A 22,954-nucleotide genomic window follows, 5' to 3' on the forward strand; every position below is an offset into this window, starting at 1 on the left:
AATATAAGGAATTTATAGATGGTGTGTATGGTTGGATATCTATGAGATCATTTGTTTGGGATAAGAACTACGAAACTGGTTTGGATGATGTCGATGAACAGCATCAATACTTGGTTGGTTTTATAAACCGATATGGTGATCTCATTGCGGAGAATAATATTTCACTGCAAGATATCAGCATGGCGCTGTTTGAGTTATCTCGTTATGCGGAGTTTCACTTCAAAGAAGAAGAAGCTTGATGCGAGAAAAAGGTATGGATCCTCGCCATACTGAAGAGCACATCAAAATCCATCGCGCCTTTATGCATGACATTATCAGCATGCAAGCCTTTATCTCTGAAGAAGATTTGAAAGCGTCCGAGCAGTTACTCGACTTTCTCATTCATTGGCTGGCGTACCATATTCTAGGTATTGACCAAAATATGGCCCGTCAAATTAATCAAATTGATCAAGGTGTTTCTCCTGAAAGAGCGTTTGAAATAGAGGAGAAAGAAGTCGACAGTGCGATGGAACCACTATTAAAAGCGCTGAACGGTCTTTTTGAACAAGTCTCTGAGCGCAACAAGCAATTGCTAGAACTCAATCAATGCCTAGAAGACAAGGTGAAGGAGAGAACTCGCCAGCTCACTGCGGCCAATCAACAACTTGAAGCTTTATCGTTGACGGATTCTCTCACTGAACTGCCTAATCGCCGTTGCGCAATGCGCAAACTCAAAACCTACTGGCAAGAGTCGGTAGAGAGCGGCGAACCCCTTGTTTGCATCATGATTGATGCTGATTACTTTAAGCAAGTCAACGACAGTGCTGGTCACGACGCCGGTGACAGGGTGTTAAAGGAGTTGGCTTTAACGCTTAAGCACGAATTTCGCAGTGATGATCTCGTTTGTCGTTTGGGCGGCGATGAGTTTTTTGTCATTTGTCCGTCAACGGATTTGGATGGTGGGTTGCACATTGCCGAGCTCACCCGCAAGACGATATCTAATATGCTGGTTCCCACTGGATTAGAACCGTGGCGAGGTAGTATTAGTGTGGGCGTCGCTGAACGTCATTGTGACATGAAAGACTATGGTGACTTAATGAAATTGGCCGACCGCGCACTTTACCGTGCGAAGGACAATGGACGCAACCAAGTCTTCGGAGGTCAATTTCCGTGGCACGAAAGTGATGAAGAGTAACTGGGCTTTAACACTTGGATGTAGATCTCGCGGAACCAAAGGTGTTCAGGGTCGTTTTGATGTTTCTGATGCCAAAGCAGGTAGTAGTCGTGGGGTTCTTGTTCGAAAGGAAGTTCCATCACGGTCAGTGGGAATTTTGCTTGTAGATTATCTGCAATGTGTGAAGCACTGTCATTACCTTTTGGCTGTCGATAATACAAGCGGCAGCGATGTCGAAGTTAGGCACTGATGCGGCGATTTTTCTCTTTTTTCCATGTTGTTTAAATACCGTGTCCACCTGTCGCGTTTCATTGGTCAATCCACTGACTAATAGGTGTTCACTGGCAAGGTATTCGGTTAGCTTTAACGTATGTGAACGGCTCCAATATTCAGAGTCGCCCACCACAACATAGTGGTCGGAACCGAGATGCTGGCCGTAAAGGTAGTCCGGTATTTCTCTGGCCATGACCGCAACTAAGTCCAAATCACTACTGGATAAATCAACCAATCGACTCTCTTGCCACTGGGTAACATGCAAAGAGCAATTCGGAGCGAGATCAGAAAGTTGATGGGTCAGTTGTACTATTGAGTCGGCTTTAACAAAACTGTCTAACGCTACCTGAAAACGGCGCTGACTGTTTTGTGGTTGATAGTCGGGTGTTTGATAAAGCTGATCCACTTGTTCCAGTAATGAGGGGAGGGCGAGCTTAAGCTGTTTGCCGCGTTTAGTAAGGCAAAAGCCTTTTCCCTGCTTAACGAGAATATCGTCACCAAACGCTTCTCGTATTTGGTTTAGCGTTTTGCTCATTGCAGGTTGAGAGACGTTGAGCAATTTGGCTGCCTCGGTGACGTTTTGGGTAAACAAAAGGGCGTTTAATGCGGGTAACAGCTTATAATTGTTCATAGTTTTTTTAACATCCAAACATCACATTTTCCGTGCAGAGTTTCTTCCATGGGTTTGTCCAAATACTCAAACCCAAAGCCTTCATACATGTGAATTGCCGTTGTCATATTAGACAAGGTGTCTAAATAACAGGCGGCGTATCCGAACTGTTGAGCAAACGCTAAGCATTCAATGGTTAGCTGTTTACCAGCACCTAAGCCACGAGACTCGGGTAATAGAAACAACTTCTTGAGTTCACAGACGTTTTTTTCTTTGCTAAAGGGGGCGACACCGCAACCGCCAATCACTTTGTCATCTTTTAATGCGACTAGGTATAAAGCCCCTTGCTGAGGTAAGTAGTGCTGGCTCATGGCTTGGACTTCGGGATCTGACGGGCCGAATCCTTCTCCAAATGCACCAAACTCTTTGCCAACCTGTTCGATAATTTGTCGAATGTCTCGGTCGTATTGAACGGTTACAGGGCGTATTTCTATGGTCATGTCGACTCCAAAAGTGGTTGTACAGCAGTGCGGTTAATTTAGTCGATTAACTGAATGATAAAAAATCATTTATAGGAATGCTATTTATAACTTAAAGTTATTTTTGGCGTCGTTTATCTAGAGTGCTGCAAAAGCAATGATGAAATATCGCTCAAAGGCCTAGTCAGAGTGGATTAGAGATTGGATTTGATAGCGGCATTCGTTACTATGTACAGCTATTTGAAAATACCCAAGAATCCCATGCGGGAACCTTATGGAAACTACCACTTATGTGTGAGCATAGGTAGATGAGGAAACGATGCAACATCTAGAAGAGATCATTGCTAACGCAAACGCTGCAATTGAAGCCGCGGAATCGTTAGTCGCACTTGACGAAGTGCGAGTTCAGTATCTAGGTAAGAAAGGTGAGTTAACGGCTCAACTTCAAAGCTAGGCAAACTACCACCAGAAGAGCGCCGCAGTGCTGGTCAGGAGATCAACAAAGCGAAAGGCGTTGTTCAGCAGGCGATTGCTGCGCGTAAAGAAGCTTTGCAACGCGCCGAGCTAGAAGCGAAACTGGCTGCGGAAACCATCGATGTGACCCTTCCTGGTCGCCGTATCGAAAACGGTGGTCTGCACCCTGTTACTCGCACTGTTGAGCGAATCGAACAGTTCTTTGGTGAGCTAGGCTTTAGCACTGAGTCTGGTCCTGAAATTGAAGATGCATTCCACAACTTTGATGCACTTAATATCGCAGAAGATCACCCTGCGCGTACTGACCATGATACCTTCTTCTTTAATCCAGATCTTATGTTGCGTACGCACACTTCTGGTGTACAGATCCGTACCATGGAAAACGGCAAGCCTCCTTTCCGCTTTATCGCTCCGGGTCGAGTTTATCGCAATGATTACGACCAAACGCATACGCCAATGTTCCATCAAGTGGAAGGTATGCTGGTGGACGAAAATGTCAACTTTGCTCAGCTCAAAGGCATCCTGCACGATTTCCTAACAAACTTCTTCGAAGAAGATCTGGAAGTTCGCTACCGCCCTTCATACTTCCCATTCACTGAACCTTCAATGGAAGTGGACGTGAAGCGTAAAGACGGCAAATGGCTAGAGATTCTTGGTTGTGGCATGGTTCACCCGAATGTTCTCCGCGCTGTTGGTATTGACCCTGAGAAGTACTCAGGCTTCGCGTTTGGTATCGGTATTGAGCGCCTTGCAATGCTTCGTTACGGTGTTAACGACCTACGTGCATTCTTTGAAAATGATCTGCGTTTCCTTAAACAGTTCAAATAATCCAGAGGTTAATACACTATGAAATTCAGCGAATCATGGCTTCGTGAGTGGGTTAACCCAGCGGTTAGCACTGACGAACTTACTCATCAAATTACAATGGCTGGCCTTGAGGTAGACGACGTTCTTCCTGTTGCTGGCACATTTACTGGCGTCAAAGTAGGTCAGGTAGTCGAGTGCGGTCAGCACCCAGACGCGGACAAACTGCGCGTAACGAAAGTTGACGTTGGTGAAGCAGAACTATTAGACATCGTTTGTGGTGCACCAAACTGTCGTCAAGGCCTAAAAGTGGCTGTTGCGACTGTCGGGGCGGTTCTTCCGGGCGATTTCAAAATCAAAAAAGCTAAACTTCGTGGCCAACCTTCTCACGGTATGCTTTGCTCGTTCTCAGAGCTAGGTATCGATGTTGAGTCTGACGGTATTCTTGAACTGGCAGAAGACGCGGCTATTGGTACAGATTTCCGCGAGTTCCTAGGTCTTGAAGACGTGACTGTTGACGTTGACCTAACGGCAAACCGCGCGGACTGTTTCAGCATTCGCGGTCTGGCCCGTGAAGTTGGCGTACTAAATCGCGCTGACGTTACCGAGCCTAAAGTAGAAGCGGTTGCTCCATCGATTGATGACATCATTTCTATCGATGTTAAAGCACCTGTTGCTTGTCCGCGTTACCTTGGCCGTGTGGTCAAGAATGTAAATGTAAAAGCAGAGACACCGCTTTGGATGCAGGAAAAACTGCGTCGCTGTGGCATTCGTTCTATCGACCCTGTTGTCGATATCACCAACTATGTTCTTCTAGAGCAAGGCCAACCAATGCACGCTTTTGATCTGGCTAAGATCGAAGGTGGTATTGTGGTTCGTATGGCAGAGCAGGGCGAGAAGTTAACCCTTCTAGATGGTACAGAAGCCGAACTTAATGACGATACATTAGTCGTTGCTGACCACAACAAAGCGCTGGCGATTGCTGGTATCTTTGGCGGTGAAGAGTCGGGTGTAAACACCGAGACTAAAGACGTACTGCTTGAGTGTGCTTTCTTCGCTCCTGACCACATTCGCGGCCGTGCACGTAGCTACGGCTTACACACTGATTCTTCTATGCGTTTTGAGCGCGGTGTGGATTTTGCACTGCAAACCAGCGCAATGGAACGTGCAACTCAGCTGTTAGTTGAGATTTGTGGTGGTGACGTAGCACCAGTTGTTGCTAACGAATCACAAGCTGAGCTTCCAAAAGCGAATCAAGTCAGCCTTCGCCGTGAAAAACTAGACAATCTGCTGGGGCATCACATTGCAGATAGCGATGTGGTTGAAAGCCTAGAGCGTCTGGGTATGTCGGTAGAAACCACCGATAAGGGTTGGACAGCAGTTGCACCGACTTGGCGTTTTGACATCGCTATCGAGCAAGATTTGATCGAAGAAGTTGGCCGTATTTACGGTTACGACAATATCCCAAATCAATCTCCAGCAGCGGCACTTAAGATGCACGATCACAAGGAAGCAAACCTTCCACTAAAACGCGTGCGTGATCTTCTTGTCGACCGCGGTTATCACGAAGCCATCACTTACAGCTTTGTTGAACCAGAGCAGCAAAAACTGATTGTGCCAGATGTTGAGCCATTGGTACTTCCGTTCCCTATTTCGGTAGAGATGTCTGCGATGCGTTTAGGCCTTATTCAAGGTCTGTTGAATACTGTTGTTCACAACCAAAAACGTCAACAGCCTAGAGTGCGTTTGTTCGAGTACGGCCTTCGTTTTATTCCTTGTGAATCAGCGGAAAATGGCATGCGCCAAGAGCCTATGCTTGCAGGTGTTATTGCCGGTACTCGCAGCGAAGAGCATTGGGATATCGACACCAACACTGTAGATTTCTTCGACCTTAAAGGTGATTTGGAAGCAGTGCTAGAACTCTCTTCCAACGAGAGCGCGTTTAGCTTTGCCGCGACCAAGCATCCAGCGCTGCACCCAGGTCAATCAGCAGCTATCCTTGTTGATGGTAAAGAGATTGGTGTTATCGGTACTGTTCACCCTGAACTAGAGCGCAAGTTTGGTCTTAACGGCCGTACTATTGTGTTTGAAATCGAATGGTCATCGATCAACACCCGTATCATTCCAGAAGCGGTAGCCGTATCTAAGTTCCCATCAAACCGTCGCGATATTGCTCTAGTTGTTGATGAAGCGGTTGCCTCAGGTGAAGTGGTTAGTGCATGTCTAGAAGTGGGCGGAGAATTTTTAACTGACGCTCAGCTTTTTGATGTTTACATCGGAAAAGGAGTTGAAGAAGGTAAGAAGAGCCTTGCTATTGCCCTTAGCCTCCAATCTGTAGAGCGAACACTTGAAGATGCGGACATTGCTGGAGCGGTAGACGCCATTGTTGCTCATGTGGGTGACAAGTTTGGCGCCACACTGCGTGACTAAGTTATTGTCATTTAAGTGAAAAAGCAGGCTTTGGCCTGCTTTTTTTCTTTTTGCCCGATAAAAAAAGAGCGCCACTATGGGCGCTCTTATTGCTTTCAACATCAGTAAAATGCAGCTATATCCATCCTTCTTAAAGTAACTGCCAAAGGCAGTGGCCAAACCCTAAAAAGGCTTTAGGAGCATTTGAGAAATTGAAAGGCAACTCTTCCTATTTGCTCATAGATTAACCATAGTAGCAAGTCTAGTTTCTCGCTAAGTGTAGCGAGCTTCTTACATTCGTTATACGATTTTTTTCGATCGCTATCGCTGATTTACACACCATATTGCCCTCAGCTTAAAAAAAACACAAATAAACCTTATTTTTGAAACGGCGTTTTACTACACCTGTCACACTAATTGGTATTTTGTGAATATTAAAATGAAATGATGTTTCATTATTTGTTTTGCTCAACTAAAATTATGCTACTAAGACATTCAATAGGCGTCATCATTTCTCGCTAAGCCTAAAAAATTCTAGGAGTTGTAGTATGCGTGTGTTGAGCAAAGCTCAATTGGAAACGTGGATTCCGTTTATGGCGTGGCTGCCAAAATGCAACAAAAACACCTTAACCGCTGACTTTTGGGCTGGGTTAACGGGTGCAATTATCGTTCTTCCTCAAGGTATTGCCTATGCAATGATCGCTGGCCTACCTCCACAATACGGATTATATACCGCAATCGTTCCTGCGATCATCGCAGCAATGTTTGGTTCTTCTCATCACTTAATCTCAGGACCAACAGCCGCGTTGTCGGTGATTGTATTTACCACCATCAGCCAATATGCGGCACCGGGAACCCCTCTTTATATTCAGTTGTGCCTTACTCTGACGTTTTGTGCCGGTATTGTGCAAGTGCTGTTTGGCCTAATGCGCTTTGGCGCTTTGGTTAATTTCGTTTCACATTCAGTGGTACTTGGGTTTACCGCTGGTGCAGCAGTAGTTATCGGTGTTAGTCAACTAAAACACGTTTTAGGTCTGGCATACCCATCAGAACAAACCGCTTGGCTTAACTTACAGCAGTTCTTCTCTCATATTTCTGAGTTTCAATTTAACGAGTTGATGATAGCCGTCATCACTATAGTGACTTGTATTGCCGTTAAGCGTTTTTTACCTCGTCTACCTCATATGCTAATCGCAATGTTAATCGCAATGGCTTTCGCTTTCGTGTTTACCAGCATAGGTAAAGAGGTCGCTTTGGTTGGGGATGTAGGCGAAGTGATGCTTAGCGCGTCTGTTCCTCACCTTGGTATGTCGGAAATTGAATCAATGCTAGCCGGAATTTTTGCCGTTGCCATTTTGGGTCTAGTCGAAGCTATTTCTATCAGTCGTTCTGTTGCTTTGAAGTCGAGACAAAGGCTAGACAGTAATCAAGAGTTCGTAGGACAAGGGCTATCAAATGTGATTGGTGCATTTTTCAGCTGCTATATGTCTTCTGGCTCGTTCACTCGCAGCGGAGTCAACTACTCAAGTGGTGCGAAAACGCCGCTCGCTGCTGTTTTTGCGGCGGTATTGTTGCTGGTTATTATGATGGTCGGTGGCCAATACGCTTCGTATATTCCCAATGCTGGAATGGCAGGGCTGCTGTTAATTGTTGCGTGGAACCTCGTCGATTTACACCATATCAAGGAACTGCTTAACCACGACCTTAAAGAGGCGTTTGTGCTTGGTTCTACCTTCTTTGCGGCCTTAATTCTTCACCTAGAGCTATCTATTTACGTAGGCGTTTTTGTCTCTCTGTTTTTCTATCTGCGCAGAACATCCAAACCCGCTGTTGAGCAGGTTGAGCACCGTGATCTCATTGAAGGTCTGGACCGAGATACTCAAATTGTACGCGTGAATGGTTCTATCTTTTATGGCTGCGTTCAGCACCTTCATCAAGAACTAGAAAGCTTAAATGGTAAGCGTCTGATCATTCTCGGGCGTGGCATCAATTTTATCGACCACTTAGGTGTGCAGATGCTTGATGACTTTATCGAAAGCAGCCAAAAAGAAGTCTACTTTTGTCGATTTAAACGAGGTCCAAAGTCGGCATTACTCAAGTCAGGTCAGCATATTCACGAAACGCATTTCTCCGAGCGGCTGACTCCTCTACTTGATTCAATAATTAAAAGGTAAGTGTATGAAAGTTTTAGTGACAGGCGGCTGTGGTTACATTGGCAGTCACGCTTGTGTAGCCTGAGTCATTCTGGGTATACCCCCATCATCTTAGACAACTTTTGCAATTCTAGCCAAGCGATCCTAGAACCCTTGTCAGCGCTATGCAAGGAACGTCCTCACTGTTATCACGGAGACATTCGAGACTCGCAGACACTCAAAACCATTTTTGCCGACCACGATATACAAGCTGTGATGCATTTTGCCGGGCTTAAAGCGGTGGGTGAGTCAACAGAGAAGCCTCTGGAATACTACGACAATAATGTCAATGGTACTTTGAACCTCGTCGCCGCTATGAAAGAAGCGGGTGTTAACCAGATGATATTTAGTTCCTCTGCAACGGTGTATGGAGATCCTGCAAAGGTTCCTATTGATGAGTCGATGCCGACTGGTGGAACCACCAACCTTATGGAACGAGTAAGTACATGGTGGAACGATGTTTGACAGACATTGCAGAGGCTCATCCGGAAATGAGTATTTGCTTGTTGCGCTACTTTAACCCTGTAGGTGCTCATCCGTCCGGATTGATAGGTGAAGATCCCAGCGGTATTCCAAACAACCTAATGCCATTTATTACCCAAGTTGCTATCGGTAGACGCGAGGTACTTTCTGTATTTGGTGATGACTACCCAACTATAGATGGCACCGGAGTCAGAGACTATATCCACGTTGAAGATCTTGTTGACGGCCATGTCGCTGCACTAAAAACGCTGGCCGATCGCTCAGGTTTACACGTTTACAACTTAGGAACGGGGCAGGGAACCAGCGTACTCGAAATGGTATCTGCGATGGAAAAAGCCGTTGGTAAAGCAATCCCGACTCAAATAATGCCGCGCCGCAGCGGTGACATCGCCCAGTGTTATGCAGATGCGTCTAAAGCAGCTCGCGAATTGAATTGGCAAGCCAAACACAATCTGGATGCAATGACTGCCCATAGCTGGAACTGGCAAAGCAAAAATCCCCAAGGTTACGGTAAGTAAAACAATAGGAAACTCCATGTCTAATTTTGATGTAACAGACCACCCTCACCGCCGCTTTAACCCTTTGACAGGGGAATGGGTTTTAGTTTCACCGCACCGCGCGAAAAGACCTTGGCAAGGACAACAAGAAAGCGTTTCTGATGAGCAACTACCAAGCTATGACGAAGAGTGCTTTTTATGCCCAAGTAATAAGCGAATCAGTGGTGATGTAAACCCTGATTACCAAGGCACGTACGTGTTTAAAAATGACTTTGCTGCGTTAAAAACTGATACGCCTGTAGCAGACTCTCTTGATGACCCATTGCTAAAAATGGAGAGTGCGCGCGGTGAAAGCCGTGTGATCTGTTTCTCTCCAGATCACAGTAAAACGTTACCAGAGCTTTCCAGTAAAGCGATCGAACAGGTTATCGCTACTTGGGTAGAACAAACTAAGGAGCTCGGTGAACAGTATCCTTGGGTTCAAGTGTTTGAAAACAAGGGTGAAGCGATGGGGTGCTCTCAACCTCATCCGCATGGTCAAATCTGGGCTAATGGTTTTGTTCCTAGTGAGATAGCTAGAAAAGATCGAAACCTAGCCAGCTACTATCAAGAAAATGAGCGTGCCTTACTACAAGATTACGTGGAAAGAGAGCTAAAGGATGGCGAACGAGTTGTTGTCGAAACCGAACATTGGATCGCGGTAGTGCCTTATTGGGCAGCGTGGCCATTTGAAACCATGCTATTGCCGAAGAAGTCAGTGGCAAGGTTGACAGCCCTTAGCGAAGTGCAAAAACAAGACTTAGCTTTGGCAATCAAAGAACTGACCAGTCGTTATGACAACCTTTTTAATTGCTCATTCCCTTACTCAATGGGTTGGCACGGCGCACCTTTTACCAATGATTCTGCCGAACACTGGACAGTTCACGCTACCTTCTATCCTCCTTTATTGCGCAGTGCAACGGTTAGAAAGTTTATGGTTGGTTACGAAATGTTGGCGGAAAGCCAACGTGATCTTACACCAGAACAAGCGGCGCAGCGCCTTAGAGACGTAAGCCCAGTCCACTACAAACAACAATAACAGATTTGCAAAAAGCAATGAGTAATGACCTCTGGCGATAGCGAGAGGTCGTTTTAAAGCATTCAAAGGAAACGCTATGACAGAACAACTATTTAACTTACACGGTAAAGTCGCAATGGTTACCGGGTGTAACACTGGTCTAGGACAAGCTATGGCAGTAGCACTGGCAGAAGCCGGCTGTGATATTGTTGGTGTAAATCACTCTAATGCGGGTGATACGCCAGAAAAAGTGGCGAGCTTGGGGCGACAATTTTACGGTTTTACTGCCGATTTGAGTCAACAAACAGAACTTTCCGACATCGTTGAGCAAGCAGTATCGGCAGCAGGGAGACTGGACATTTTGGTCAACAATGCCGGTATTATTCGCCGCACAAATGCTATCGACTTTACAGAGCAAGACTGGGATGACGTTATGAACGTCAATTTAAAAAGTGTTTTCTTCCTTTCTCAGTTAGTTGCCCGTGAGTTTGAAAAGCAAAAATCGGGTGGGAAAATCATCAATATAGCGTCTATGTTATCGTTTCAGGGGGGTATTCAAGTGCCTTCTTACACGGCGTCTAAGAGTGGCGTGATGGGTTTAACCCGTTTGCTCGCCAACGAGTGGGCTGGAAAAGGCATTAATGTGAATGCCATTGCTCCCGGTTATATGCAGACAAACAACACCCAAGCGCTGCGCGATGATGAGCAACGCAATAAAGAAATACTAAGTCGAATTCCAGCTCAGCGTTGGGGAGAGCCGCAAGACTTGGCCGGACCAACAGTTTTCCTTGCCTCGAATGCTTCCGACTATGTGAACGGCTACACCATAGCCGTAGATGGCGGCTGGTTAGCAAGATAAATAAGGGCTGCGATGCAGCCTTTTTTAATATCTAAACCATTTAAATGAAAAGCTGTTTCAAAAAATGTGAGCAACCTTTGCGTTTAATATTGGTTAGTTGGATATGATGTATCTATATTATTGATAAGCATATCGCTATATCGACAAATGTTGTTAAGAGAGTATTGTTTCATGACGGAATCTATCACGTTGCGCCCATTGCCTGCCGAGCTGGATGAGAAAAGAGTAATTGAACATCTGCCGGTGGTGGTTTCTGCAATTAAAAAGAATATTGCCAAGATTGGAGAGCGAAACCCCAAAATTGGTACTGAAAACAATCAGTGGCAGTACTGTGGTCAATTTGATTGGGTCTCTTCTTTTTGGACTGGTGAGCTTTGGTTGTGCTATCAAATGACGGCTGAGCAAACATTCAAAAACAGCGCAAAACTTAGAAAGTCATATTTTTCCGATATGTTGCTAGACCCATTCTGGTTGGATCACGACTTGGGCTTTCAATACAGCTTAAGCTGCGTTGCAGACTACAAACTGACGGGTGACGAAGAGTCTAAGATGATGGGGATTCGCGCGGCGGATCATCTGATCCATCGTTTCCGAAAAATTGGTGGCTATATTGTCGCGTGGAATGATACTCATCCACTTGGTCCAGAAATCACTCAGGGCAAGTCGATTATCGATTCGTTGCAGAATACGGCACTTCTCTTTTGGGCATCTGAAGTAACTGGATCTAAAGTGTACGCCGACGCCGCAAAACGCCATAGTGAAACGCTGGCAAAGCACATTGTTCGCGATGACTACTCGACCTACCACTCGTTTAACTTCCATCCAGTGACGCAAGAGCCAATCAAAGGTGAAACCTTCCAAGGTTATGCGGATGATTCGTGTTGGGCGCGCGGTCAATCGTGGGCAGTGCACGGCTTTGCTCAAACATACCTATATACGGGCGAAGAGAAGTTTTTAACTCTGGCGAAGAAATTGGCCCGTTATGCAGTAGAACAGATCACTGATGACGGTGTGCCGGTTTGGGATTACTCGCTACCTGCCGACGAAATTCAATACAAGGATAGCTCAGCAGGAGCCATTACTGCCGCTGGATTACTATTAATCGCTCAGTGCATTGAAGATGAGAAAGAAGCCAAGCAATATCGCGATTGGGGCCTATTCCTGCTGCAAGGTTTGATGGATACCTGCGATTTAACCAATGACGAGAGCGCTCTAGGTCTGCTGGCACACGGTGCTTCATTTGTGAAAGTAGGCCTATGTGACAATATGCTGCCTTACGGTGATTACTACTATCTCGAAGCACTAATGCGCGCAAACGGATACCAAAAGTTCTTCTGGTAATTCATTAAATTTCTATTTTAATTTTTTTGGGAAGTGAGCTTAGTTGCTCACTGCCCGGGGAGTTTTTATGTCTAAAATCAACCAAAACCAAGGTCATATGACGCTTCCAGTGGAAGTCGGTCAAGAGGATGTTGTTCTAGACCTATACAAAAAATGGCAGGCAGATGCGCTGCGTGATAGCGATGGTACAAGCATGCCAGACACCTTGGCTAAACAAGACAGCGATATCTATTCGGTTATGTGTTTGGTAAGAGCAGACCAACAGTATGCCTATGACAATCCACAATATTTGCACCGCAAGTACTTGATGTCGTTCCCTGTTACTGCCATGGGAGAGACGGTTAAAATCTCACCATTGGACGGGTACAGCAAAGACAAGTACGAGCTGGATGACGATAGTAAGCCCAAACAGTGGTGGGAAGTACGCAATCGCACAACGAACCAAGTGATCGACCCATCGCAATGGGAAGTAAGTACCGAAACCAATGAAGTGACGGTTTACCAAGCTGTACCTTATCACGAATACACTGTGACGTTTTTAGCACGTCAGGTTTGGGATAGCGTATCGATGTACAACGCTTTGACCAACGATTGGGACGGGCCGCGCATTCGCAGTCTTGACCCATATCACCCAGAGTGTCGCGCCCATCTGTTAAACCATTTCAAGAAGTGGTTGGATGAACATCCGAATACTACCGTGGTTCGTTTTACAACATTCGCATTCCTTTTTGTTATTGATACTGGTGAAAAAAACCAAGATATCTACCGCGATTGGACAGGGTATGGTGAAACCGTCAGCCCTCGTGCGTTGGAAGACTTTGCCGAGCGATTTGGTTATCACCTAACTCCAGAAGACTTTGTCGATGCCGGTTATTACAACGGTACTTACAAAGTGCCTTCTAAGCGTTATCAAGACTGGATGACCTTTGTTCAAGATTTTGTTGTCGAGTTTGCGGCTGAGCTCGTTTCCATGGCGCACAAAGCTGGAAAGAGAACAGCGATGTTCCAAGGCGATCACTGGATTGGCACCGAACCATTCTTAGAGAGCTATCAAAAGATCGGACTGGATATTAATATCGGTGCGGTTGAAGACGGCGTTGCACTGCGTCGCCTAACGGATTCAGGTGGTGATCAAGTACGCGAAGCGAGATTTTATCCGTACTTTTTCCCAGATGTGTTCCGCGAAGGCAATGACCCAGTGGTGGAGTCAATGTCTAACTGGACCAAAATTCGCCGCGCAATGCTTCAAAAACCGCTCGACCGCATTGGCTATGGCGGCTACTTGTCGCTAGCAAACAAGTTCCCTCATTTCATTGATCACGTTACAGAAGTCTCTGCGCAGTTTGGTGACTACTTAGAAAATACCCAACGCGGCGAGTCTAAGAAAATTACAGGTAAAGTGGCGGTGCTAAGTGCATGGGGCAAGGCGAGAAGTTGGCTACAGAATCAGGCGAGAGACCAGCGTTTTTACGTGCCACCGCGCCCAGATGTGATGGAGTTAGTGGGAAACAACTTGCTAGAGTGCTTATCGGGCCTGCCATTTGACGTTGAGTTTATTAGCTTTGAGGACATCGCTAAAAACGGGATTAACCAAGACATCAAGGTGATTATAAACACCGGCGATGCCAACTCAGCGTGGAGTGGTGGAGAGTGTTGGGACAATCCTGACGTGGTAGTTGAGCTGCGTAAGTTTGTCGCCAATGGCGGTGGTTTACTCGGTGTATCAGATCCATCTGCGTGGCAAAAAAATGGTCGTTACTTCCAATTGGGTGACGTGTTCGGCTTAGAAAAAGAGACCTCCTTAACCATGGGTCGTGTGGCGATGCCAGTATCACTGGATAAAGAGCACTATTTAAGCCAGTTCCTAACGGGCGACGAAGACTTTGGCAATGCAAGCTATGTGTATCCTCAAGCGGATGATTTAACGGTATTAGCCGCGCAAGGTCAGCATTTAGCTTTGACGGCGAAAGAGTACGGCAATGGTCGCTCTGTTTATCTAGGCAACTTGCCATTTAGTATGGAAAACGCCCGTCTTCTTCAACATATACTGCTTTGGTTAGGTGGCAATGACAAAGAGGCTCATCAGTGGGTATCAAACCACCCTCAGGTAGATGTTGCTTACTATCCAAAAACAGAGAAGGCGACAGCGGTTAACTACAGTGACCAAGAGCAGACTCTTACCGTGTTGGATAGCCGCGGAGAACAGTTGGATATCACGTTGGCACCATATGAGTGGCGCTGGATTCCAGCTTAACGTCGAACATTAATGAAAGGGTGCTACGGCACCCTTTGTTTTATTAAAAGGGTACATGATGAACTCACAGCACTTACTCCTTGTTCAAAAGAACCTAACTAAGGCGATTGGGCGTCTTAGTGAGCGACAAAGATTCAGTGAAGCTCAAAACCGACTGTGGAGCGAGTCGATTACGGAGAACGGATGGGAGGATATTAACCTGATTGAAGGAGAAAAATCAGGTGAGATAATGCGTGAATATCTGACGCGAATCTTGAGTTTGAGCTACGAGGCATATCGTTCTAATAATTCGAACTATCGCGCAGCAGCAGTGTTGGGTTTAAAGCACTGGTACGCTTTAAACCCAGTTAACTGGAACTGGTGGTGGAACGACATTGGAAAACAGCGGCTTTTGGGTGCAACAGCATTGTTTTTGAAATCCTTGGGTGAAGAAGAGATCATTGATGCTATTGCTGCCGATATGCCTCTGAAGCCGTCGATGACGGGGGCTAACCTTTCTGATCTCTGCCACGGCGTCGCTATCGGAGCACTTTTAACGTGTAATGAACGTCGATTTATCGAAGCGATGAGAGCCTTAATCACTACCTTTGAACAGACAAGTGAAGAAGGTATTCAAGCTGATTTTTCATATCAACAGCACGGGGCACAAATTTATAACGGTGGTTACGGTGAGTCCTTCTACAACATCGCAATAATTTGGGCTTATGCGTGCCATGGTAGCCTTTTTCAATTTGAACCCCTCGTCAACCAGCGGTTACTCGACTATTTTGAACAAGGCACCATGTGGATGACCTATTCGGGACAGTTTGATTTTAACGTTTGTGGACGAGCGGTAGCCAAGCCAAGTTTAGAAAAACCAGATTATTACCACACCTTAGCCAATCACACCGAGTTACTTATCGAAATGTATCCGCAATTTCAATACCGGTTGTCGCGGTGTAAGCACTATTTTGAGCATAGAGAAAGCTACCCATATGCAGGGTTTAAGTATTTTTGGCGATCGGATTATGCCGCGCTGGTCAATCCGGACTATGCGGTTTACGTCAAGGCTAACTCCTGTCGAACTGAGCCAATAGAGCAGGGGAACCAAGAGAACCTCAAAGGGGGATGGCTGGGCTTTGGCAGTATGAATATCAGTGTGACGGGTGATGAGTATCAAGACGTTTTCCCAGTATGGGACTGGCGATTTGTCCCAGGTGTTACCGCGCCTAGTGAAGTACGCGAGCCAACGGAGTGGGGTAAAGTTGAACAAAGTACCTTGTGGGCAGGCGGCGTAAGTAACGGTCAATGTGGGCTAATGACCTACGAGTTGGACTACGAGGGGAGCCATGGTGTGAAATCGTGGTTCTTCTTTGATGGTGTTGTTGTTGCCCTTGGTTCGGGGTTGAAGTCTGACAGCCGTTCACCATTAGTAACCACGCTTAACCAAATCCACAGGTGCGATGATTTCTACCTCGATGGTGAAAAAACGACAGTCAATGGCGAGTGGAATGCGACTTGGGTTTATCACAATCGCTGTGGGTATATCAGTCATCAGTTAGGGGCGATAAATGTGACGAGTGAGGAGCGGTGTTCAAGCTGGAGAACAATTAACAAGCACCTGAACGATGAGCCTATATCTAATGATGTTTTAACCATGACGATCAATCACGGCGTCAAGCCTAGCAATGCAAGCTACGCATATTCGATTCTTCCTAACTCAGATTTAGTTAAAACGGAAAAGTACCTTTCCGCGCCAAAAGCGGAGGTTAGGATAAACAGACCGGACCTACAAGCGGTTAAGTATAAATCGCTTCACGCCATTGTGTTTAAACAACCGAACCAGATAGATCTGCAAGAAGGATGGACACTAGACGTGGATAAACCGTGTGTTTTACTCGCGCAGAGAAATGGCAGAGACTGGCATATTACGCTGGCAACACCGGGAGAAAGTCATACGGTGAACATACAAGTGAGAAACGGTAACCTAACGCAGTCCGTATCCATTGAAACTCCAGATGGTAGGGATGCAGTTGGTCGTTCAGTTTCTGTTAGGTTAGCCTTTTTAGACAGCTAGGAACAGTAGAGAGAAGTATAATAAGTGACGCCGTCACCTTGTTGATTGAGCGGACAAAAAAAGCCCGGTCTAAACCGGGCTAACAATAGTTACACTATATAGTGATTAAAGCGCTTGTGCTTCAATCCAAAGAACAGCGTCTTGAGACAGTTCTTTGCCTTTAAATTCTGTGTCTGGACCAGAACCTAGACATGCGAAGCCCCACTTGCCTTCAAACGGGATACCGAAAGTGAACATACCGTTGTCGTCAGTGATTGCAACAAGTGCAGATGCAGGCGGCTCACGGAATGTGTCTTTGCCAAATGCGTTTGCAGCAGCGTCTACTTCAGTGTTTAGGAACTCGATTTCGCACTCGATACCAGCTTTAGGCTTGCCTTCAGAAAGAAGTTGACCAGTGAACGTGCTACCAGCAAGTACTTGGTATGGCTTGTTCAGAGGAACGATTTCAGTTTTAAGACCTAGAGGCTCATTCCAACCAGTTGGTAGACCACCTTTGTTGATAACGCGTTTAGTTAGCTGTTGGATGTAGATCTCCTCGCCAGCTTCGTAGTAAGGCTGAGGTACAGCTGCGAATAGGTAGTCGCCATTGCGACGGATTTTGTAGTCAACAGTGAACGCTTTAGCCGTGTTGTCTGGACCAGTCCAAGTTACTTCTTTAACTTTGTCAGTTAGGTCAGTTTTCTTGTCTTTGAACTGAACGAAAACCTGTTCAGGTTTTTCTAGGTCCATTACGTGACCGTTATCCATTGGGTGACCGAACACTAGTTTCATATCCAGAGTTGCAGGCTGCTCTAGTTGAGAGTCTGGAGTATGCATCAAAACAAAGTGTGCATTAGAAGCGGCAGACATAGAAAGTGCGGCTGCGCCTACTGCAAGTGCGATCTTTTTCATTTTAGTATTTCCTACTTAAGTGTGACTATTCAACAATGTCTTTGCCGTCGATCGTGATGTCGTGACCAGGACCGGCGTTAAAAACAACTTTGTAATCGACAGATGGTTTTTCGAACTCAAACTCGCCATCTTCATTGATCTCGCTCTTAATCAGATCATTGCCGTTTGCGTCTTGAACTTTCATTTCAACGCCAGAGGCAGAAGAACCGTCAGAGAAACCGCCTTCACACAAAATGGTGCCGTCACCCATGTCGTAACATGAACATAGAGGAGTGTGTGCAAAAGCTTGACCTGCGAAGCAAGAGGCAACAAGAGTAGCTAAAACTAGTTTTTTCATTTTGGTTCCTTAGGGCCCGAAATTCAGAGCCGAAACATCTTTATTTGAGCAAATAGCGCCCATATAACGTCGAGCCGGCCAATTTTCATCAGCCAACCTAATGTGGTTACAGAAATAATATTTATTCGCGATTGGAGTTTTGATTTAAATCAATTAAGTGATAATTATTCCCATTTGTGTTCTCACTTTGGTGTAAAGTAAAAAGTTCAAATGTGTGTCAATTCGTAACAAAACTCCTATGAAGCAATTGTTGTCCCGGCTAAAACCCGGAGAAAAAGCCATCGTATCTGAGCATCATTCGGATGAGGCCGTTCGTCAGAGACTTCTAGACTTAGGCCTCATGATTAATAATGAAATTCAATTAGTTAGAGCGGCACCTCTCGGCGACCCTATTGAGATCAAAGTAGGGCTTACTCATGTAGTTATCCGTCTTAAAGAAGCGGATACCGTGGTAGTAAGAGGAATAAAATAATGGCTAAAAAAGTATTACTCGCAGGACAACAAAACGCCGGTAAATCAACGATTTTCAACATGCTAACAGGCGCACGACAGCATGTGGCTAATTACCCCGGAGTGACTGTCGATAAAAAATCGGGTTACTTTTCCGCTCACGGAGACAACTTTCAAGTTATTGATCTACCGGGAACATACTCATTAACGAGTTTCTCCCTAGAAGAAAGGGTTGCGCGAAAAGCACTTCGCGAAGAGAACGCAGACGCCGTATTGAACGTGATGGATGCAGCCAACCTAGAGCGTTCCCTCCATCTAACATTGCAATTGGCAGAGCTTCAACTCCCCATGGTTGTGGTTTTAAACATGATGGATGTTGCTAAGGCAGAAGGTATAAGCATTGATACCTTAAAGCTTTCCAGCGCTCTTAACTTACCTGTCACTGATTGTATCGGCCGATTGAGCCAAGGCAGGGAGGCGATTCTTGCAGCGCTGCCTAAAAAGCAAGTCTCTAGAAATATACTTTCGTACCCAGAGATAGAACCGGAGATTCGCGAGTTAGAAAAACGACTGCAAACTCACCAAAACGAATCTTGGCCAAATCTGCGATGGATTTCAGTGCGTCTTCTCGAAGGGGACAAAGAAGTGATTGAAATGCTCGCGTCTACGTTGAACAAGCAAGAACTGGGAGATGTTACCGAGCAGGCTGAGTCCCTGTCTGAAAGTGCTAATCAAAGAATTGGTCAGCCAGTAAAAGACTACATTATTTCTCAGAGACACGTAAAAGTAAGAGAGTTGGTAGATACTTGTGTCACGACGGAAGGTGAAGAAGGCAAAGGCTACCGTCATATCTCTGATAAAATTGATAAATTTGTTTTAAACCGATTTGGTGCACCGATATTTCTATTGGCGACGGTATTTATCATCTATCAATGCTCGATTGTATATGGATACGAACTTACGAATTACTGGTGGCCGTATCTCGCATCGATGCGTGAGTTGGTAGCGGGAATTCTTCCTGACGCTGGATTCCTATACGACCCGTATACCCGTTCACTGGGTTTGTGGGTGATCGATTCAGCCAACACCCTGCTCAACTATATTCCTATCTTTCTCATCCTTTTCGCTATGATCGCTATTTTGGAAGATTCGGGGTATATGGCGCGCATCGCGTTTGTGTCCGATAGAGTGCTTAGTGCCTTTGGCCTTCACGGGCAAAGCACCTTGCCTTTGATACTAGCGGGTGTATTTGCTGGTGGTTGTGCCGTACCCGGCGTAATGGCGACCAAAGGGATACCTGATAATCGGGCTCGCCTTGCAACCATAATGACAGTGCCGTTTATGAACTGTTTGGCTAAAGTACCGCTTTACACACTATTGCTGGGCGTATTTTTTGTCGAAGACAAAGCCTTGATGATGTTTTACATCTCGACGTTTTCTATTATCGCTGCACTTCTAGTCGCCAAGCTGCTGACTAAGACGGTTTTACAGCGTACGGAAACCGCGCCTTTCGTGATGGAACTGCCTCGCTACCACATGCCAACGTTGCGCAGTGTGCTCACTCGCTCCGTGGAGAGAACTTGGATTTATGTCCGAAAGGTGGGCACCATTGTACTAGCCGTTTCAACGGTTATCTTTGTTTTACTTCAGTTCCCAGGTGTTCCAGACCATGCCAAGCAGGGATTTGAAGATCAAGCACAGCAGGCGGTAAGTAAGTTTGAAGGCAAAATTAAAACGACTTCCTATGCCGGAAAGTTTGATGAGAAAAGTTTGCCAGCACTGGTTAACTACTACGCGGATTACAAACGCGCGAAGTTAAACGCCAAAGGTCGTGAAGCTTCAAAAGCGGTAAACGAAAAGTTTAAGCTCCGCAACGAGGATTTCTTCTCAGTTGTGGTGCCAACCAAGGGTGATAAAGAGGCGAGAAAAGTAAACAAAGCCTTGAGAAAGCTCTCATCCGATCGCAAAAAAGTACGTCGTAAAATGAATGACGCACGATTGGAAGCTTCATTGTTAGGTCAGGCGGGTAAAGCTTTAGAACCAGTCACGAAATACGCTGGGTTTGACTGGAAGATCAACATCGCTTTGTTCTCTTCATTTGCTGCACGTGAAAGTAGTGTGGCAACACTTGGAGTCTTGTTCCAGCAGGATGATGACAGCAATGCGAAACTCGAAGAGCGCATGCAAGGTTCTACGGACTTTAATTCCCATGGTGCACTAGCTGCCGTTGCGTTGATACTGTTCTTTATATTGTATCCACCATGTTTGGCGACAGTAATGATGATCAAAGTACAAACGGGAGAATACCGTTGGATGCTGCTTTCAATCTTCTTGCCAACGGTACTTGGTTTTGCAGTAGCAACGGCCGTGTTTAGTCTTGGTAGTTTCTTTGCCATCTCAGCGATTGGAATGATGACTTGGACCTATTTCATCGCATTGGGTCTGCTACTAGTACTGGGTTTGCGTCACTGGATGTTGACTCGAAATAAACCCGAAATGATCCCAGTTAAAAACCTGTGAGGAGTAAATAATGGTCGAGCAGGAACTTAGTTTTATCGATATCGGTGTGACTGGCTTGATTATAGCTGTCGCGGCATTTTATCTCTATCGACGATTTGCACGGAAAAAGTCCCCTTGTGGAGGGGGATGTGGCGGCTGCGGAGGCTCTTCGCCGCAACCAAAAAAATAATTTTCAGAGCGCCCACTTGGCGTTTTTTTTACCGCCTAATTGGAGCTTCCTTGCAGTCAACAAAGGCAGAATCAATGGGAAAGTTCTGTATTGACGTATGGTCGATTCAAAAAACTGCCAGATAGCTTGGGGGAAGAGAAAAGGGTCGACCGCATCGGCCGACCCTTGTCGTTAACGAGTGCGCTTTCTATTGACGCTTTGGTCTAGTTGAGTGGCGAGTTCGGCAACCAGATCTGGTTTCTCATCTGCCAAGTTGTGCAACTGTCCTTGGTCGTCTTTAAGGTCATAGAGCTGTGGAGCCGACATGCAGCCTTTTTCATTTCCGGTGTACTGACAGATAAAGTCGTCATCATGAGGAGGAATATAGGCAAACTCTCGATTGCGGTAGACTTTTTTGTACTGCATTCCTTCAAGGACCATTGACTCTCGACCAAGTGGGTCATGGCCTATAAGTGCATCTAGCATGTTTTCACTATCCGGCGCTTCGCTATCAGAAAGTTGGTAGCCAGTTAATTGCGCAAAAGTGTGGTAAAAATCAACTTGGTTAATCAATGCATCAGATTCACCCGGTTTAATTTGGTCAGGCCAGCGAACAATAAACGGTACCCTTGTTCCCCCTTCAAATAGGCTGTATTTTCCCCCTCTAAGAGGGCCAGCCATACGGTGGTCGCCATTTCGCTCTACTGCTTCGTCTTTGTAACCGTCGTTTAGCACCGGACCATTGTCGCTAGAGAAGATAACAATGGTGTTGTCTGCTATGCCCAAGTTGTCTAATGAATCGAGCACATTACCAATACACCAATCCATCTCTGCAATTACATCGCCACGGACACCTAGAGGTGTCGTCCCGCGAAATCTTGGATTAGGGATTCTAGGTACATGAGGTTGGTGCAGAGCGTAGTACAAGAAGAAAGGTTTGTTTTGGTTTTGCTCGATAAAATCTATCGCTTTGTCGGCAAACACTTCTCCCATGGTTTCGTCATCCCAAACTGCCAGTTTACCGCCTCGCATGTGACCAATACGACTGACACCGTTTATGATAGTACCGTCGTGACCATGGTCATACATAACGTCGAGTAATTCGGGGTGACTTCGACCGTTCGGAACGTCTGGGTAGGCTTGATCCCAGTCGTAGGTCACTTCAATAGGATCACTTGGGTCGAGATTGTCGACATGACGATTATCAATGTAAACACATGGAACGCGATCATTAGTTGCGGCCATGATATAAGACTCGTCAAAGCCAACGTCGTTTGGTGTACCCTGAATTTCGCTGTTGAAGTCTAGGTTTCCATCTCCAAGACCCAAGTGCCACTTACCAACGATGGCCGTCGTATATCCGACCTTTTGTAACATTTTAGGTAAGGTGTTGTCATGAATTCCGATAATCTGAGGCGCATCACCGGGTAGTACGGCAGCGTCGGGATTTCTCCACGGATAGCTGCCGGTAAGCAAACTATATCGGGATGGGGTACAAGTGGCGGCCGTTGCGTATCCTTGATGAAACTTAATGCCCTGCTTAGCTAAGCGGTCTAGGTTTGGTGTTGGTATTTCGTTTGCGCCGTAACAGGCGAGATCACCAAAGCCGAGGTCGTCAGCATAGATGATGATTACATTTGGTTGATTGTCTTGCTTCATTGCAATAC

At 45.9% G+C, this 22,954-nt stretch carries 15 protein-coding genes and 3 pseudogenes; 13 read left to right on the top strand and 5 right to left on the bottom strand.

Annotation, left to right across the window (positions count from 1 at the left end):
- Positions 1–41 precede the first annotated feature (41 nt).
- Positions 42–1,174: pseudogene (locus BLO31_RS20040) on the top strand (bacteriohemerythrin).
- Positions 1,175–1,298: 124 nt separating this feature from the next.
- Here the strand turns inward: BLO31_RS20040 and BLO31_RS20045 are convergent.
- Complete coding sequence (locus tag BLO31_RS20045; protein WP_084659954.1) at positions 1,299–2,057, bottom strand: LysR family transcriptional regulator; 759 nt, start codon at positions 2,055–2,057, stop codon at positions 1,299–1,301.
- Positions 2,054–2,536 carry a GNAT family N-acetyltransferase gene (locus BLO31_RS20050; protein WP_070971022.1) on the bottom strand — a complete coding sequence of 161 codons (483 nt, stop codon included), beginning with the start codon at positions 2,534–2,536 and terminating at the stop codon, positions 2,054–2,056. Before BLO31_RS20050 ends, BLO31_RS20045 begins: the two co-directional genes overlap by 4 nt.
- A gap of 298 nt (positions 2,537–2,834) precedes the next feature.
- Between BLO31_RS20050 and pheS the strand changes: the two are divergent.
- From pheS to BLO31_RS20095, 9 genes and pseudogenes are all read left to right on the top strand, one after another.
- Positions 2,835–3,817: pseudogene (gene pheS / locus BLO31_RS20055) on the top strand (phenylalanine--tRNA ligase subunit alpha).
- An 18-nt stretch (positions 3,818–3,835) separates the two neighbouring features.
- Complete coding sequence (pheT, locus tag BLO31_RS20060) at positions 3,836–6,223, top strand: phenylalanine--tRNA ligase subunit beta (RefSeq protein WP_070971025.1); 2,388 nt, start codon at positions 3,836–3,838, stop codon at positions 6,221–6,223.
- A 527-nt stretch (positions 6,224–6,750) separates the two neighbouring features.
- Positions 6,751–8,376, top strand: coding sequence for a SulP family inorganic anion transporter (locus BLO31_RS20065; protein ID WP_070971028.1), 1,626 nt, complete (start codon positions 6,751–6,753; stop codon positions 8,374–8,376).
- Between the two features lie 4 nt (positions 8,377–8,380).
- Positions 8,381–9,395: pseudogene (gene galE / locus BLO31_RS20070) on the top strand (UDP-glucose 4-epimerase GalE).
- 16 nt (positions 9,396–9,411) lie between these two features.
- Positions 9,412–10,452, top strand: a complete 1,041-nt coding sequence (galT, locus tag BLO31_RS20075) for a galactose-1-phosphate uridylyltransferase (RefSeq protein ID WP_070971031.1) — start codon at positions 9,412–9,414, stop codon at positions 10,450–10,452.
- A 76-nt stretch (positions 10,453–10,528) separates the two neighbouring features.
- Positions 10,529–11,290, top strand: coding sequence for a 2-dehydro-3-deoxy-D-gluconate 5-dehydrogenase KduD (gene kduD, locus BLO31_RS20080; protein WP_070971034.1), 762 nt, complete (start codon positions 10,529–10,531; stop codon positions 11,288–11,290).
- A 171-nt stretch (positions 11,291–11,461) separates the two neighbouring features.
- Positions 11,462–12,631, top strand: coding sequence for a glycoside hydrolase family 88 protein (locus tag BLO31_RS20085; RefSeq protein ID WP_070971037.1), 1,170 nt, complete (start codon positions 11,462–11,464; stop codon positions 12,629–12,631).
- 67 nt (positions 12,632–12,698) lie between these two features.
- Positions 12,699–14,885: a 1,3-beta-galactosyl-N-acetylhexosamine phosphorylase gene (gene gnpA, locus BLO31_RS20090; RefSeq protein ID WP_070971040.1), complete on the top strand. Its 2,187-nt coding sequence runs from the start codon at positions 12,699–12,701 to the stop codon at positions 14,883–14,885.
- A 55-nt stretch (positions 14,886–14,940) separates the two neighbouring features.
- Positions 14,941–16,941, top strand: coding sequence for a polysaccharide lyase family 8 super-sandwich domain-containing protein (locus BLO31_RS20095; RefSeq protein WP_084659956.1), 2,001 nt, complete (start codon positions 14,941–14,943; stop codon positions 16,939–16,941).
- 105 nt (positions 16,942–17,046) lie between these two features.
- On the opposite strand, the gene BLO31_RS20100 is transcribed toward BLO31_RS20095, so the two are convergent.
- Positions 17,047–17,832 (bottom strand): DUF4198 domain-containing protein, encoded by a 786-nt coding sequence (locus tag BLO31_RS20100; RefSeq protein ID WP_070971055.1) that lies wholly within the window; start codon positions 17,830–17,832, stop codon positions 17,047–17,049.
- A gap of 25 nt (positions 17,833–17,857) precedes the next feature.
- A complete protein-coding gene (locus BLO31_RS20105; RefSeq protein ID WP_070971058.1) occupies positions 17,858–18,169 on the bottom strand; it encodes a hypothetical protein in 312 nt (103 codons plus the stop codon).
- A gap of 238 nt (positions 18,170–18,407) precedes the next feature.
- Between BLO31_RS20105 and BLO31_RS20110 the strand changes: the two genes are divergently transcribed.
- The 3 genes from BLO31_RS20110 to BLO31_RS23310 are packed head-to-tail and all read left to right on the top strand — an operon-like array spanning position 18,408 to position 21,308.
- On the top strand, positions 18,408–18,641 hold the full coding sequence (locus BLO31_RS20110; RefSeq protein ID WP_070971061.1) for a FeoA family protein: 234 nt from the start codon (positions 18,408–18,410) through the stop codon (positions 18,639–18,641).
- The gene (gene feoB, locus BLO31_RS20115; RefSeq protein WP_070971065.1) at positions 18,641–21,139 is read left to right on the top strand and encodes a ferrous iron transport protein B; all 2,499 of its coding nucleotides are present in this window, start codon (positions 18,641–18,643) and stop codon (positions 21,137–21,139) included. Before BLO31_RS20110 ends, feoB begins: the two co-directional genes overlap by 1 nt.
- A gap of 10 nt (positions 21,140–21,149) precedes the next feature.
- A complete protein-coding gene (locus tag BLO31_RS23310; RefSeq protein WP_084659958.1) occupies positions 21,150–21,308 on the top strand; it encodes a FeoB-associated Cys-rich membrane protein in 159 nt (52 codons plus the stop codon).
- A gap of 171 nt (positions 21,309–21,479) precedes the next feature.
- On the opposite strand, the gene BLO31_RS20120 is transcribed toward BLO31_RS23310, so the two are convergent.
- Complete coding sequence (locus tag BLO31_RS20120; RefSeq protein WP_070971068.1) at positions 21,480–22,946, bottom strand: sulfatase family protein; 1,467 nt, start codon at positions 22,944–22,946, stop codon at positions 21,480–21,482.
- Positions 22,947–22,954: the final 8 nt, after the last annotated feature.

The organism is Vibrio sonorensis, from assembly GCF_001854765.1.
Taxonomy (GTDB): domain Bacteria; phylum Pseudomonadota; class Gammaproteobacteria; order Enterobacterales; family Vibrionaceae; genus Vibrio; species Vibrio sonorensis.